Annotated in this window: 13 protein-coding genes; 9 read left to right on the top strand and 4 right to left on the bottom strand. The window is 50.2% G+C overall.

The features are described from left to right. Nucleotides 1-77 precede the first annotated feature (77 nt). On the bottom strand, nt 78-2,357 hold the full coding sequence (locus BLW37_RS12720; protein WP_091343442.1) for a S8 family serine peptidase: 2,280 nt from the start codon (nt 2,355-2,357) through the stop codon (nt 78-80). Between the two features lie 376 nt (nt 2,358-2,733). On the opposite strand from BLW37_RS12720, the gene BLW37_RS12715 reads away from it, so the two are divergent. Continuing rightward, complete coding sequence (locus BLW37_RS12715) at nt 2,734-3,651, top strand: hydrogen peroxide-inducible genes activator (RefSeq protein ID WP_091343440.1); 918 nt, start codon at nt 2,734-2,736, stop codon at nt 3,649-3,651. On the opposite strand, the gene BLW37_RS12710 is transcribed toward BLW37_RS12715, so the two are convergent. Beyond that, nucleotides 3,635-4,432, bottom strand: coding sequence for a substrate-binding periplasmic protein (locus BLW37_RS12710; RefSeq protein WP_091343439.1), 798 nt, complete (start codon nt 4,430-4,432; stop codon nt 3,635-3,637). The two genes, BLW37_RS12715 and BLW37_RS12710, sit on opposite strands and share 17 nt — an antisense overlap. Before the next feature lie 118 nt (nt 4,433-4,550). Between BLW37_RS12710 and queA the strand changes: the two genes are divergently transcribed. From queA to BLW37_RS12670, 8 genes are all read left to right on the top strand, one after another. Continuing rightward, nucleotides 4,551-5,585, top strand: coding sequence for a tRNA preQ1(34) S-adenosylmethionine ribosyltransferase-isomerase QueA (queA, locus tag BLW37_RS12705; RefSeq protein ID WP_091343437.1), 1,035 nt, complete (start codon nt 4,551-4,553; stop codon nt 5,583-5,585). Nucleotides 5,586-5,686: 101 nt separating this feature from the next. Further along, entirely contained in the window at nt 5,687-6,802 is a 1,116-nt protein-coding gene (gene tgt / locus BLW37_RS12700; protein WP_091343435.1) for a tRNA guanosine(34) transglycosylase Tgt, read from the top strand. A 24-nt stretch (nt 6,803-6,826) separates the two neighbouring features. Then, on the top strand, nt 6,827-7,162 hold the full coding sequence (gene yajC, locus BLW37_RS12695) for a preprotein translocase subunit YajC (protein WP_091343433.1): 336 nt from the start codon (nt 6,827-6,829) through the stop codon (nt 7,160-7,162). A gap of 33 nt (nt 7,163-7,195) precedes the next feature. Beyond that, entirely contained in the window at nt 7,196-9,043 is a 1,848-nt protein-coding gene (secD, locus tag BLW37_RS12690) for a protein translocase subunit SecD (RefSeq protein ID WP_091343431.1), read from the top strand. A 10-nt stretch (nt 9,044-9,053) separates the two neighbouring features. Further along, nucleotides 9,054-9,995, top strand: a complete 942-nt coding sequence (gene secF / locus BLW37_RS12685) for a protein translocase subunit SecF (RefSeq protein ID WP_091343430.1) — start codon at nt 9,054-9,056, stop codon at nt 9,993-9,995. A 57-nt stretch (nt 9,996-10,052) separates the two neighbouring features. Beyond that, nucleotides 10,053-10,439 (top strand): rhodanese-like domain-containing protein, encoded by a 387-nt coding sequence (locus BLW37_RS12680; RefSeq protein WP_091343748.1) that lies wholly within the window; start codon nt 10,053-10,055, stop codon nt 10,437-10,439. 57 nt (nt 10,440-10,496) lie between these two features. Beyond that, entirely contained in the window at nt 10,497-11,384 is an 888-nt protein-coding gene (locus BLW37_RS12675) for a hypothetical protein (protein WP_091343429.1), read from the top strand. Between the two features lie 11 nt (nt 11,385-11,395). Next, nucleotides 11,396-11,749: a hypothetical protein gene (locus BLW37_RS12670; RefSeq protein WP_091343428.1), complete on the top strand. Its 354-nt coding sequence runs from the start codon at nt 11,396-11,398 to the stop codon at nt 11,747-11,749. A 74-nt stretch (nt 11,750-11,823) separates the two neighbouring features. Here the strand turns inward: BLW37_RS12670 and suhB are convergent, their stop codons facing one another. Both suhB and BLW37_RS12660 read right to left on the bottom strand, forming a co-directional pair. Beyond that, complete coding sequence (suhB, locus tag BLW37_RS12665) at nt 11,824-12,627, bottom strand: inositol-1-monophosphatase (RefSeq protein WP_091343427.1); 804 nt, start codon at nt 12,625-12,627, stop codon at nt 11,824-11,826. Nucleotides 12,628-12,790: 163 nt separating this feature from the next. Further along, complete coding sequence (locus BLW37_RS12660) at nt 12,791-15,247, bottom strand: YncE family protein (RefSeq protein ID WP_091343425.1); 2,457 nt, start codon at nt 15,245-15,247, stop codon at nt 12,791-12,793. Nucleotides 15,248-15,511: the final 264 nt, after the last annotated feature.

The raw sequence follows: 15,511 nt of genomic DNA, 5'->3' as shown, positions 1-15,511 counted from the left end.
CGGAAACCACTCCGTTATCGGAATAAAAAGCGCCGCTCATTGAGCGGCGCTTTGCATTTCAGGGAGAAATGGTGTTTTTACTCGTAACGTACTTCCAGTGTCATACCGCTGACCGCACGGAATGCATGCAAACCAATGTGCCAGGTGCCTTCGGCCGGGTTGGTGAAGGTACAGGTTTCATTGTTGCCATTGGTGCCTGGCTTGCAGTCGAACTGCGTTGCTGTGGGTACAGCGCCATGACGCACATGCAAATCGGCATCACCACGGCCACCGGAGATTTCAACCACCAGGCTGGTGGCACCGGCTGGTACATCCACACTGTAGTAACTCCAGGTCCGACGGGCAATGCTGATGTCGTTCACAACATAACCACCTGCATCCGGTACATCCGGCTCATCCGGCACTTCCGGTGCTGTGAAGCTTCCCACCAGGCTAACGCCGCTAAAGGCGGTATAGCCATTGATCATCACATGCCAGGTGCCTTCTTGCGGCGTGGCAAAATCACAGCGCTCTTCGTTGCCAAAGCGGAATGGCCGGCAATCGTAATCGCTGAGGGTTGGCGCTGAGCCAAACTTCACATACAAGTCTGCATCACCGGTGCCGCCAGACATCACAAAGGCCAAATCGCTGGCATCAGCAGGCAGTTGCATGGTGAAGGACAGTTGCTCTCCGCTGCCACCGGCAAGATCGGTTACCGGAACACCATTTTGCAGCTCAGTGTCTGGCTCTGGATCCGGGTCTACCGGATCATCCGGTAAATCAGCACCTTCACAGCCATTAGCGGTCAAATAATCCACCGCATCTTTGGCCTGTACCAAACCCCAACCATAGGAAGTATCTCGGCCTGGCGCTCCCAGATCTTCCGCGGAGGCGGCCAGCGCAGCACGAATTTCAGCATTGGTACATTGTGGGAAGTGGCTCCATACCAGAGCAGCAACACCTGCAACGTGCGGTGATGCCATCGAGGTACCGCTCATCAGGCCATAATTGCTGGCACCTGAGGTAAAGTTAGCTACATCACCCAGTTGCCCCATCAATACGTTGCCTTCTTCTTGCGACAAACTTACTGCTGGAATGGTGGTCGTCGGGTTGTCACCGACAGTACCACTGAAATTACCCGGTTCGTTGTTGTAGATAATGGCTGCTACACCGCCACCGTCCTGACAGGACTCTACCTTTTGCGCGAAAGAGACTTCACCCCGTTGCATCAGGCAGACTTTACCCACCATATCATCACAGGTGGTTAAACCCAGACCACAGCTGGCAATTTCTGCCGTCATGCTGCCTGAGCCAGCGCCAGAGATAGGGTTTGGATTAAAGGCAACGCCATTGACTGACAGCAGCGACTCAACACCTGTCCCTTCCGGATACGTTGAACGTACGTCAACCCCTGGGCCTGCCAATTCGACCTGCGCATTACGTTGTGAGAAGCCAGCCAGTGTTTTGCTGCTATCCACTGCAGCGACTGAAATGACTGAGTCGTAGGAGGCAGGGTAAGACATGGCGGTGTTGCCGCCGTTACCCGCAGCAGCTACCAACAGCACGCCGGAGTCATAAATACTTTGCAGGGCGTTGCGCTCAGCCACGCTCGAGCCTGCACCACCTAAGCTCATATTTACTACGGTTGAGCCATTTTGAGCACAGACGTTAATGGCATTGACTAATGAGGAGGAGTAACCCCAGCCAGCGGCATTAAAGACTTTCACAATATGCAGTTTGACTTCGCCATTTGGCAGCACACCAACAATACCGACATCATTATTCAAAGCGGCAATGGTACCAGCAACATGAGTACCGTGTGGGCCACCGGCTTCAAACCAGTTACCCGTGCCAGGGTCATTGGTGCCAGTGATGTTGCTGCTCAGGAAATCTTCATGCGGTAGATCCAGGCCGGAGTCAATCACACAGACCGTTTGATTACTGGCAAATTGATCAGACACCTGATCGGCTTGCACCATGGTGTAGCCGTACGGAATATCCTGAGCCATTGGGTAGCGAACCAGGTCTGGTTCAATAAGTTCAATGCGCGGGTCTACTTGCAGACGCTTCAGAACAGCTTCCGGTAACTCAGCAGCGATAGCCCGTTGAGGCCCCAGGATAAGTTTGGTCTTAGCGCCCATCCGCTCCAAAGCACGAGCTGTCACTTGCAGTGCAATCTGCTCATGGCTTTCACCCGGACGAAGAGAAAGGTTTTGTTGCGCCAAATGTTCAGCGCTGTAATGAATGATAAAACGGTTGGAACTTGGCTCTGCGCTTTCTTTTGCTTGTGCTGCCAGTGGGGCAGCTAAAGCCGCAGAAATAGCCAAGGCGACTAAACTGCTCTTGGCTCCAGCCAGAGTAGCAAAGGATTTGGACATGGTTTCACCCTCCCGAGGTGATTATTATGGTTATGGTAGTAGCGCACTTACTGAGAGAAGCAGACAGCAGGACAGACTCAAAACATAGTGGCGACACTGAGTCAATGCAGGTCAGGCTTTATGGCCCATTAACCTTAAACATTGTTGCCTAATTAACTTATAACATCAAAGATTTGGATTCAATCAATAATTTACAGCTGTAATCATAACTAATTATAAATTGCTGTAATTAATCACAATTTAATTGGAAATGGTCAAGAGAAGATGCTTGCTCGCGTGCCTTTATTGGGTAATTGTGTTAACTTTGCGGCGAGGTAAAATGCTGTGCGTTCAGAAATCATGCTGATATACTAAATGAGAAGCTTATGGGGGGATGATGAAGCGTTTACCTAGCATTAAACAAATGCAGTATCTGTTGGCGCTGCATGAACATCAGCATTTTGGCCGGGCGGCTGAGGCCTGTTTTATTGGACAGTCCACTTTAAGTGCTGCAATTGCTAATATGGAGGAAACGCTCAATGTGCAGCTGTTGGAGCGTGACCATAAAACCTTTATTTTTACCCCACTTGGTGAGGATATCGTTCGTCAGGCTCGTTATATCATTGAGCAGTGTGAAGAGCTCAGCCTGTTTGCTCAGTGCCAGGGTAAGCCAATGTCGGGTCCTTTTCGTCTGGGGTGCATCCCTACCATAGCTCCTTTTGTACTCAGTGATATTATGGCGGAGTGTCGCCAGCAGTTTCCGGAGCTGCAGCTGTTGCTGCGTGAAGATACTACAGATAACTCCCTCCATGCGCTAGGGGAAGGGCGGTTGGATATGGTGTTGCTTGCATTGCCGTATGAAACCGGTGCCTTTCATACGGAAGTGCTGGCTGAAGATCCATTTCAATTGGTGTTGCATAGGGACTGGTTGGGGCATGGTTTTGAGCATGACATCACGCAATGGCCAGACGAAAGTATTTTTCTACTGGAACGGGAGCATTGTTTGACCGGCCACGCCGTAAAAGCTTGTGAGCTGGAAGATAATCGTAAGGTGAATCTTTTTTTTGCCACCAGCTTGCATACTCTGACCCAGATGGTGAATAACAAATTGGGGGTCACCTTTATGCCGCAACTGGCCATCAATGCAGGTTTATTGCAAGGCACTGAGCTGGTATGTCAACGGCCTGGCACAGGCCAAGCCAGCAGGGATATTGGTGTGGCGTGGCGGCCTACCTCCAGCAAGTTGCACAGTTATCGCTTACTGGCCGAGTTGATTCGTCAGGTCTTGCAGAAGAAAGTTACTTCGCCGGCGTAAGCACTGACCCGGCGGAAGCCAGATCGGGCAAGATGAAGTTAGGGTATTGCTGATACAAGGGCTCTAATTGGCCACTGCGGTACAAGATTTGGTATTGATAATCCCACCATCGCTTTAGCTCAAGGCCTCGGACGTTGTTGGCAAACCCCATATAAATTGGTTCACCTTTAAGAAAACGCAGCTCCAGACCAGCTAAGTCTTCTGCGTTAATTGTGCTCTGCAGCTCTGTTTTTTCAACCAAAAATGCATCTACCCGCTGGTTGCGCACCATATCAACGCCGGTGCGAATGCTGTCTACTTCATAACTGGTATTATTCAGATTCATCACCAGCTCATAATTGTAGCCGCGCTGTGTGGCGAGTCTGAGCATGGATAATTTACTGTTTTCCGTCAGTTGCAGTTGATCAGGCAGGTACAAAACCGCAATCTCGTCGACATCAAAGGGCAGGTCGGACAATAACAACTGTTTACTGTCTTTGACGCCAATCCCAATCACCATCAGTACTTGTTGTTGTTCCGCCATCAGAATGGAACGGCTGAAACTGGTGAAATGTAATTCCAGCTCGGTGTCGACAGGTAAAATAAGCTGTAGCAAGTGCAGGTAGGCCCCTTTGCCATCAGGCTCTGTAAACCCAGGCCAGAGATCACTGGCTACATGAATCACCCCAGTGGGGATGGTGGGTCGTGTATCAGCTTTGCTCGCAGTGAACAGCAAGCCATGCCCGCACATCAGCAGCAAGCAGCAGTACAGCATCTTTTTGACAGCAGTGACAGTGCTCATGGCAACCTCCACTGCTAAGTGTAGACCTTTTCAGGCGGAGTAGAGGTGGATTTCACTTGTTCAAAGCCCCTGCTGTTATTAGACTAGCGGCCTTGATTTTTCAGAGGTGTTGGTTCCTATGCAGCTTGCCGATTTTCATTTTGAACTACCGGATGCACTCATTGCCCGGTATCCACAGGCTGAACGCTCAGCCAGCCGTTTGCTGTGTATGGATCGTCATACCGGGGCCTTAAGTCACCGGGTGTTTCGGGATCTTGCCGACCAGCTTAAGGCGGGTGACCTGTTGGTATTCAATAATACCAAAGTGATCCCCGCTCGATTGTTTGGCCAAAAAGCCTCGGGCGGCAAGGTGGAAGTGCTGGTGGAACGAATGTTGGATGAGCAGCGCTTTTTAGCCCATGTCCGTGCCAGTAAATCACCCAAGCCAGGCACTGAGTTGCTGTTGGAGAACGACGCCAGAGTGACGATGCTGGGGCGCCAGGGCGAGTTGTTCGAACTGGAGCTGCAAGGCGATGAAAATGTGCTCAGCATGCTGGAACGGCTGGGTCATATGCCGCTGCCGCCTTACATCGACCGTCCCGACAGCGAAGAAGACAAAGCCCGTTATCAAACGGTGTATCATCAGAAACCCGGCGCTGTCGCTGCACCAACCGCCGGTTTGCATTTTGATCAGCCACTGCTGGATACATTGAAGGAAAAAGGTATCCAGTTCGCTTTTATTACCCTGCATGTCGGGGCTGGTACCTTTCAGCCGGTGCGGGTGGAGGATGTCACTACCCATCAAATGCATGCTGAATACATTGAGGTGGATCAAGCGGTGATTGATGCGGTCAATGCCTGTAAAGCGCGCGGTAATAAAGTGATCGCTGTTGGAACCACCTCGGTGCGGGCACTGGAAAGCACCGCGCAGCATGCCCTGAGCCAGCAGCACCCCTTGGCGCCATTTCAGGGCGATACCCAGATCTTTATCTACCCCGGCTATCAGTTCCAGCTGGTGGATGCCCTGATCACCAACTTCCACTTGCCCGAATCGACCTTAATTATGCTGGTCTCGGCGTTTAGCTCACGCGATCATGTGATGCAGGCTTACAACACGGCGGTGGAGCAACAGTACCGCTTTTATTCGTACGGTGATGCCATGTTTATTAGCTAAAGCGTCGCTATCACGGGATGCCTTGCATCGCATTTTCCGGCCGGACAGGGTATGATAGCGCCCGCGAAGCCGGACTGTTTCTCCGGTGTACGAGGTAAGCTGTGAAATTTGAACTGTTAGCGACCGACGGCAAAGCCCGTCGAGGTCAAATGATGTTTGAGCGGGGCGTGGTCGATACGCCTGCGTTTATGCCGGTGGGCACCTATGGCACTGTCAAGGGCATGACGCCGGAAGAGCTGGAGCAAACCGGGGCGCAAATCTGCCTTGGCAATACCTTTCATTTAATGCTGCGTCCGGGCACGGATATCATCAAGCTGCATGGTGACTTGCATGATTTTATGCACTGGCACAAACCCATCCTGACCGACTCCGGTGGTTTTCAGGTGTTTAGTCTGGGCGAATTGCGCAAGATTACCGAGGAAGGGGTGTTGTTTCGCTCGCCACTGAATGGCGAAAAAATCATGCTGACACCGGAGCGCTCGATGGAAGTGCAACAGGCACTGGGCTCGGATATTGTGATGATTTTCGACGAGTGCACGCCATATCCTGCGACCGAACAACAAGCGAAAAAATCGATGGAGTTGTCGTTGCGCTGGGCAGCACGCAGCAAAGCGGCTCATGGCGACAACCCTTCTGCCTTGTTTGGCATCATTCAGGGTGGCATGTATCCGGGGCTACGCGATGTATCCTTGCAAGGTCTGGAAGACATCGGCTTTGATGGCTACGCCATTGGCGGTTTATCGGTGGGTGAGCCGAAAGAAGACATGATCAACATTTTAAACCACACCACCGACAAAATGCCGGCGCACAAGCCGCGTTATTTGATGGGCGTGGGCAAGCCAGAAGACATTGTCGAAGCGGTGCGCCGTGGCATCGATATGTTCGATTGCGTCATGCCAACCCGCAATGCCCGCAATGGTCATTTGTTCGTCAGCGATGGCGTGGTAAAAATTCGCAATGCCAAACACAAGGCCGATACAGCGCCTTTGGATAAAAATTGTGATTGCTACACTTGTAAAAATTATTCCAGAGCCTATCTACATCATCTGGATCGTTGCAATGAAATTCAGGGCGCGCGCCTGAACACCATCCATAATCTGCATTTTTATCAGAAATTGATGCAGGGATTGCGTGAAGCGATTGCCGCTGGTAATTTGGACCAATTTGTTGCTGACTTCTATGCCGCCCGAGGCATGGCTGTACCAGCGCTTGATTGATTACGTTTATTTAAGGGGATAGTTATGAGTCTGTTTATTGCAAATGCACATGCGACAGGTGGCAGTGCACAAGGTGGCGGTGGTATGGAACTGGTCATCATGTTATTGGCCTTTGGTTTGATTTTTTATTTTCTGATCTACCGGCCACAAGCCAAGCGTGTGAAAGAACATAAGAATCTGATGGGCGCGCTTGGGAAAGGGGACGAGGTGTTGACTCAGGGCGGCCTGGTTGGCCGTATCAGCAAAATCTCCGAAGAAAAAGATTTTATCGTGCTGGCGCTAAATGACAGCACCGAAGTGACGGTGCAAAAGGCGTCTGTCTCAGCTGTGCTGCCAAAAGGCACCCTGAAGTCGCTGTAATCTGAATTGCCATTGATGCAAAAGGACTGTTGAGTGTTAAATCATAACCCAGCATGGCGTTATCTTGTGGTCATCCTGGTGCTGCTGGTTGGTACCTTGTATGCCCTGCCGAATTTATATCCGGAAGATCCCGCCATTCAAGTAAGTGCCACCCGTGGTGGCGAGGTGCAGCAGGATAGTTTGGTCTTGCTGCAACAACGTTTTGCAGAAGACCAGATTGCGCTAAAAGACATCACGCTGCAGGACGGTCAGTTACTGGCTCGCTTCTTCAATACCGAAGATCAGCTGCGAGCCCGCGATCTGGTTAGCCGCACGCTCGGTAATAATTATGTGACCGCGTTGAATATGGCGCCGACCACGCCAGCCTGGCTGATGGCTATTGGCGCCAGCCCGATGAACCTGGGCCTGGATTTACGCGGTGGCGTGCACTTCTTAATGGCCATCGATATGCAGGCGGCGATTGATAAGCAGTTGGACGATCTGGCGCAAATTTTCCGCACCGACTTGCGTGAAGCCCGTATTCGTTTTGGCAATATCCAGTCCGATACCGACTCAGGGACCGTGCTGGTGCAATTGCGCAATGCTGATGATTTAGCGGCGGCCCGTCGTTTGATCAGTCAAGATCGTGATTTGGATGTGAGCAATGGCCCGGTCGAGTTCAGTCTGCAAGTGCGGATGAGCGATGCCAAAATTGCCGAAATTCGCGATTATGCACTGCAACAAAACATCACCATTATCCGAAACCGGGTCAATGAAATCGGGGTTGCCGAGCCACTGGTGCAGCGTCAGGGCGAACGCATTATTGTACAACTGCCCGGCGTGCAGGACACCGCCCGCGCCAAAGAAATTTTAGGCGCTACCGCGACGCTGGAGTTCCGGCTGGTGGATGATAGCGTGGATCTGAACGATGCACTGGCAGGCCGGGTGCCGCCCAGTGCCCAGCTTTATTATGACCGTGATGGCCGCCCGGTGGTGCTGCAACGGCGTATTATGCTGACCGGCGATCGCATTACCGGTGCCAGCTCCAGCTTTGATGAATATGGCCGGCCGCAGGTCAATATTTCATTGGATGCGCAGGGGGGCAATATGTTCTCTCAGGCCACCCGTGATGCCATTGGCCGCGGCATGGCCACCGTGTTCATTGAATACAAACCGACCGATCAGATTGGCCCGGATGGCGACCCTGTACTGGAAAAAATCGAGGAAGTCATCAACGTGGCTACCATCCAGGCTCGGCTAGGTCGCAGCTTCCGTATTACCGGCATTAATAACCCCGGTGAAGCGCACAACTTAGCGCTGCAGTTGCGGGCAGGTGCCTTGTTAGCTCCGATCCAAATCATTGAAGAGCGCACCATAGGCCCAAGCCTGGGTCAGGAAAACATCGAATTAGGGCAAACCGCTATTATGTTGGGTTTGGCTGCCGTATTGGTGTTTATGGTGCTGTACTACAAAGCCTTTGGTTTGGTTGCCAATGCCGCTCTGGTCGCTAACCTGGTGCTGATTGTTGGCATTATGTCGATGATCCCAGGGGCCACCCTGACCTTGCCGGGTATGGCGGGTATCGTGCTGACGGTTGGTATGGCGGTGGATGCCAATGTGCTGATTTTTGAGCGCATCCGTGAGGAACTGCGCGATGGACGTAGTGTGCAGCAAGCCATTCATCATGGCTACGACCGGGCACTGTCAACCATTGCCGATGCCAACGTCACCACTTTGATTGCGGCGCTGATCTTGTTCGGTGTTGGTACCGGGCCTATCAAAGGCTTCGCGGTTACACTGATGATCGGTATTATTACCTCGATGTTTACCGCCATTGTCGGTACACGTGTGCTGGTCAACATGATCTGGGGCGGACGTCGCCTGCAGAAGTTGCCAATTTAAGGGGGCCATGATGATCGCAATTAATTTCAATAACACCATCAACTTTATGAGCTTGAAAATACCGGCCTTGATTTTGTCCGGTATTCTGGTGATTGCTTCCCTTGGTTTGATGGCCACCAAAGGCATGAACTGGGGGCTGGACTTTACCGGTGGTACCGTGATTGAAGTCGGCTATCAGCGCGATGCCGATTTATCAGCCGTGCGCTCTGTACTGGCCGATGCCGGCTTTCCGGATGCAGTGGTGCAGTATTTTGGCTCCAGCCGTGAAGTGTTGATCCGCATTGGCCCGCGTGATGATATCGAGCAGGTCACCCTTGGCGAGCAGGTATTACGTTTACTGGGTGACGCGGATGGCACGGTCGATATGCGCCGTATCGAATACGTGGGCCCCAGTGTGGGTGCCGAGCTCAAAGAGCAGGGTGGCCTGGCTACCCTGGCGGCCTTGATCTGTATTTTGATTTACGTGGCGTTTCGTTTCGAGTGGCGTTTTGCACTAGGCGCAGTCGCTGCCTTGGCGCACGATGTCATCATCACGCTGGGCTTGTTTTCCTTGCTCGGGCTGGAGTTTGATCTCACGGTACTGGCCGCTGTGCTGGCGGTGATCGGTTACTCGCTGAACGATACCATCGTAGTCTGTGATCGTATTCGTGAAGGTTTCCGTCGTATCCGTGAGAGCGCGCCGATCGACGTGGTGAATGAATCGCTGACCGGCACCATGAGCCGGACCATCATCACCTCTTTAACGACCATACTGGTGCTGCTGGTACTGTTCTTTAAAGGCGGCGAGTTGATCCATGGTTTTGCTACTGCGCTGTTGTTTGGTGTGGTGATTGGGACCTATTCGTCGGTCTATATTGCCAGCTCCATGTCCTTGTTGCTGGGCATAAGCCGCGAAGATCTGATGCCACCGCCGGTGGAAAAAGAAGGCGAGAACACCGAGCCCTTGCTATAAGCGTGTTTAACCGACAAAATGCCAGTCAATCGACTGGCATTTTTTTTGGAGCTTGTTATGCAGCACTCACCGGCATTTCTGGCCTTAGTCAACGCCGCCAAAGCCGTTATCAAGGAAATGGATATCGCGACTTTGCAGCAGCGAAGCACACCTTATGTACTGATAGATACCCGTGAGGATCATGAGTGGCAGCAAGGGCACTTACCCGGGGCCATGCATCTTGGCAAAGGCATTATCGAGCGGGATATTGAACAGACAGTGCAAGATAAGCACCAGGCGATTATCTTGTATTGCGGTGGTGGCTACCGCTCGGCGCTGGCAGCCCAGGCACTGCAGCAAATGGGCTATCAGCAGGTGTTTAGCCTGGCAGGCGGTTATCGCGCCTGGCAAGAGCAGGGCTTGCCCACTGAAAATAGCATTGTTAATAAATGTGGTTTAATTTGATTTTATATTTTCTTGTGGTACATTTAAGTTTCTTTTTGGTAAGAGGGAACTGTAATCATGAAGAAATTTGCTTTGCTGTTTGCTTTATTCCTATTGATGAGCTCAGGGGTAAAAGCCGCACTTCAACCTATGGAGTCTGTGATATGTAACTTTTGCACGGATGCACAAATGCGAAATAAAATTGAGCGTGAAACACCATTACCAAGTACAAAGCAGTTATTAGTCATAGATATAGCCCAGGAGATTGCGAGGCAGTACATTGTTACTAAAAATTTCGATAATTGGGGTGAGCCACAAACATCAACAGTCGAAATTTCAATTAGCCCTCAACTACAAGACGTTGTGAATAATATTTTCCTACTCCGGCAGCAATTGATTATTGATTTTGGTGCATTTCCGGCTGATGATTTTACAACACAAACTAATGTTACACCTCAAAACTCTTCGTTTTACTTCAGAGTACCTCATCGTCAAATCATCGCTGATCCATATGATTTTGTGCAGTCCAGCAGTGTGAGACGTGATGTTTACAATGTTCTAACTAACACTTTATCTGGGCAGAGCAGGCTCTTGGTTGCATCTACGGTTGGTTTCATCAACTCTTTGCTTTTAACTGATCTTGGGATCAGCATGACAGTTGTATTTGTAGACAGGCAAGGTAATAAAATAGGTGAGGCAATTGTAGCAATAGATGTAACAAGAGAAGAGCTTGTTGTATTAAATGCTTTTGATCAGGCAAGTAATCGTATACCGCAAACAGTAGCCCAAGTACCCGGCTCTTACAGTACGGTTTCAGCAGCTCACAACGAAGCCTTCGTTAACTACATGAATACGAGTTATTCTATTAACTGGGATGTTGGCTCTGTTTCTTCTGCCCATTATTGTCAGGTTGTTACATCGAACACCACAGGTAATAGAACGATTTATAGGTTTAACTGTAATTAAAAGGCCCGAAGATGAAACTTTATCCCTACCAGAATCTAAAAGCCGGAAACTTAGGCTTACTTCTCTTCGTTGCCAGAGTGCTAGGTATTTTCAGTATGGCGCTTCTTACGATTGCAGTGTGTATTGTACTGTTCGGCATTTGGTGGTTTTTTGTTCCTGATATTGTGCTCACAGACCCTGACCCAACTGCCTTGTACAAGGAATCCAGGTTTCAACTGTCAGCACTGACTAGCACCTCATTCATTGCGGCGGTATTTGCAGGATTTAGTTTTGTTCTTGCATTTATCAGTGGTGTAAGTGCGGCCATCGTTTCTTGGGAGGCAAGTTTACTTAATCGAGGCAAAAAGATAGCTGTGAATGAGTAATTGCCACTAGAAAGCTTTGCTGCTTTGAAGAACGCACTTTCACTATCCGGGAAAGTGCGTTTTTATAGTAAGCTCTAACGCATCAAATCTTCAGTCAGGTGCGGCCGCATGGTTTTTAGCATGCCCTGCAGCACTTTCGGACTGGCGGCGACCACATTGCCACTTTTTAGCTGGTTGTTGCCACCGGCAAAGTCGGTGACCATACCACCGGCTTCGCGCACAATCAGTTCACCGGCAGCAATATCCCATGGTTTTAAACCAATTTCCCAGAAACCATCCAAACGGCCTGCAGCGACATAGGCCAAATCCAAAGCAGCCGAGCCAGCACGGCGCATATCAGCGACCAGCGGGAACAGGCTGTTAAACACACTGCTGTATACCGGCAGCAATTGCTTTTGCTTAAAGGGGAAGCCAGTACCAAGCAGCGCACCGGTCAGTTCAGGCCGGTTGCCAACACGAATACGGCGGCCATTAAGCTGAGCGCCACGGCCACGGGAAGCGGTAAAGAGTTCATCGCGCAGCGGATCGTAGATCACCGCTTGCTCGAGCTTGCCCTGAACTTTTAAGGCAATGGAAATGGCAACATGCGGGATACCGCGGATAAAATTGGAGGTGCCATCGAGCGGGTCGATGATCCATTGGTGATCGCTGTCCGCCGGCCCTTGCACACCCAGTTCTTCACCAACCACACCATGGCCAGGGAAGGATTTACGCAAGGTTTGCACAATCAGTTGCTCGGCTTCACGGTCGATGTTGGTGACAAAGTCGTTGCTGGATTTCTCCGTCGATTTAACGATATCCAGTTGCTCGCAAGAGCGGGCAATAAGTGTTCCTGCACTGCGGGCAGCACGGATGGCGATGTTCAACATCGGATGCATAGCGATTACCTTATTGGATAAAGAGCGGTTAAAACATACACAAAAGTGCGGCGGCTATTGTAGCGATTTAGCCGGTAAAGTAAAGGGGTTTTGGTCTTTAAGCGAGGGAAAGGTATCGCCTTAGGAAAACGCAGACTGGCCGAAAGGCCAGTCTGCAAAGAGCTTATTTGGAAATAATGACCTGCTCTTGTGTGACAGGATCCAGCTGCTTTAACGCGCCCTGGCCTACTGTCAGAAAGGTACCATTCTCCAACGGCATGGCATTGATATATTCGTGCCGTTGTCCAAGGATTTGGCAGCTTTGTGTAGCGAAATCATAACTTGCTAACTGACCGGACAGGATAAGCAAGCGTTGGCCTGCCGCATCATAATTTATCTTGTAAATGCCAGACTCGTCCACATTCAGGATGTTCTGTCCATAGTTGTTCATGCACCTATCTAACACCATTTCTGTTTCGAGCGTCTCCAAATCAAGGCGGTAGATGGTACTTTGCGATTGGCTGGACAAATAAAGTTGCTGATTTTCAGCATCCAATGCCACATCATTTACGCCTTCGATGACACCGGCAATACCGGCACTGCCATCAAACCCAAGCACAATACGCTGACCAGTCGTGACATCAATCTTAAAGATGGCATTGGTCAGACTATGCTTTGCCATATAGAGTGTTTCAGACTCTGCATCAAAGTCACCACCGGTTATGGGCCATAACTCAGGCCCATGCCCTGCACCCATGCCACTCACAACCGAAGTACTGCCATCGCTCAGTGCCACTGATATAATTGCGTCATCCAGCCCCACCAGCAGTGCATTGTTTTTTGCATGAAAGAACAGTCCGCTATGATAGTTGACTCTATCCTGATTAATGTCCGCAATCATGGTGCGATCACCGCTTGTTAAATCAACTGCAAATAATACATCAGCTGCATTAGAGCCATTATCCAACACGTAAAGTGTATCGCCCTCATCTGCAAAGGTCAGGTAGCGTGGCATCATGATACTGCGTCCAGCGCCAATACCTGAACGAATGAAAGCCGAGCGCTCGCCTGTGCGTGTATCAACTTGAAGTACATTGCCAAAATCCGGGTCTAATACCAGCAAAGTTTCCTCATCCAGCAATAAAGCCCCACGTATTTGGGAAGTCGGGTACAAGGTGGTACTGGTTTCGCGGGATAGCATGATGCTTAAAGGGAAAGCCAGTTCTATTTTGAGAATGCCTTGAAAACCGGCTATGAATAGCTGGTCGTCTCTGCTCCCTGCTGCCATTGCCATGGGGCTAAAATCCGGAAGTCCCATAACCGTGGTTCGCTCTCCAGTCTCCGTATTTATTTCAATCAACTGCCGGTTACTTGCTGCTGCGTACAGGCGCGTGCCAAGCATGGTCATGTGGGATATCGTCATCCGAGGACTGTCGTCAAGGTAGCTGGCAGATAATAAGCGGCTGGTATCGTCTGCTAAGTTAAATTGATACAGGCGATCGGTGGCATAGAAACTCCCGTCCTCCAACAGTTTTAGTAATACAAAAGCCAGTTGATTGATCGGGTCAAACACTGAGCGGGCCATAATAATCTTAACATCTGGCGCTAATTCCGGCGTGTAAGTCACCAGTGATTTTTGACTGCCCAGCACCAAATCTACTTCATGCAAAGAAACGGTATTTTCATGATGAGTAGAGTAGATAATACGGTTGTATACAGGGTCAAAATTCAACTCACTGATGAAGTCAGCGGTTGTTATTGGCTGATAACTCAGGTTCGACGGGTCAATAGCCACGATTTCTTTGCTTCCCAATACACCAATGAGTCGTTCATTCAGGTTGTCGTAAACAAGAAAAGTGGGTGCTTCCAGGGTATCGACCCTGACAGAGGCCGCATCATTATTCTCAGCGCCATCAGCATCACTGACCGATACTTTCAACTCAGTAGCACTGTTTGATTCTATCTCGACATCTGCAGTCCACTCAAACTCTTCTTCTTCTTGTTCTTCGTCGTCTTCATTACTGCCCTGGGCATGAAAGCTTTGTGCTGAAACCCTCTGTGCTGCAGCACTTCGGCTATGTACTGTGGCAGCTACACCATTCACACGCAAATCGCTGATGCCATTACGGCTGGTCGCAGTACCACGCACTGTGAGGGTGCCAGCTGTCGCTTTTGACTGCGACCATGGAAAAAGCACGGTCGCTTGCGGTGGTGTGCCGGTGCCGACTGCTGACGGTTGGTTGCGGGTAGTACTAACAAAGTTGGCACTGACACCACCAATAGTCAACGTTGTGGTCTGGCTGCTGGCGTATTCAGCCGATGCCTGATGACGTACCCTAATTTGCGCAGCATTATTAACGGTTGAAGAGCCCGAGGCAAAGTCACCGTTGTCAATTGAGTACTCGCCACCTTGAATGCTGATAGTCGCTGCCGCATTGATACCAGACACGGTAATACTGTTTGAAGTGACAGTGGCTCCGGGTTCAACATCCGCTTGCACGTTAAAGCTGAAGGTGTTTGGCTGGGTGTTTACTGGTGGTGGGGTAGGGCCAGAGTCAGAATCTGAGCCACCACCACAGGCAATGAGCAGCATAGATAACAGCAGCAAACAGAATTTTCCAGTTAATAAGAGTTGTTTCATAACTTTCCCTGTTGTATTTGGTGTAATTTTCGCGAGATTAAATTTATTATGGTGTGAATAAAAAAGCAACAATTAAAGCCGAGATGGATAAAAAAGTCACTTACCAAAACAAAGCTGTCAACACAGCACCGAGCAGAGCAACCCTTGCACCAGCACTATTATGGCGCTGGGGAATAAGCGTCTTAAACCAGAAAAGGGTGTATTAACCGGGTGTCAGCCTACAACGGCAAAGCCGGGAGCCGAGGAAAGATAGGATTTAATTTT

It is taken from the genome of Alkalimonas amylolytica (assembly GCF_900107845.1).
Lineage (GTDB): Bacteria > Pseudomonadota > Gammaproteobacteria > Enterobacterales > Alteromonadaceae > Alkalimonas > Alkalimonas amylolytica.
This window is presented reverse-complemented; position numbering and strand designations above follow the sequence as displayed.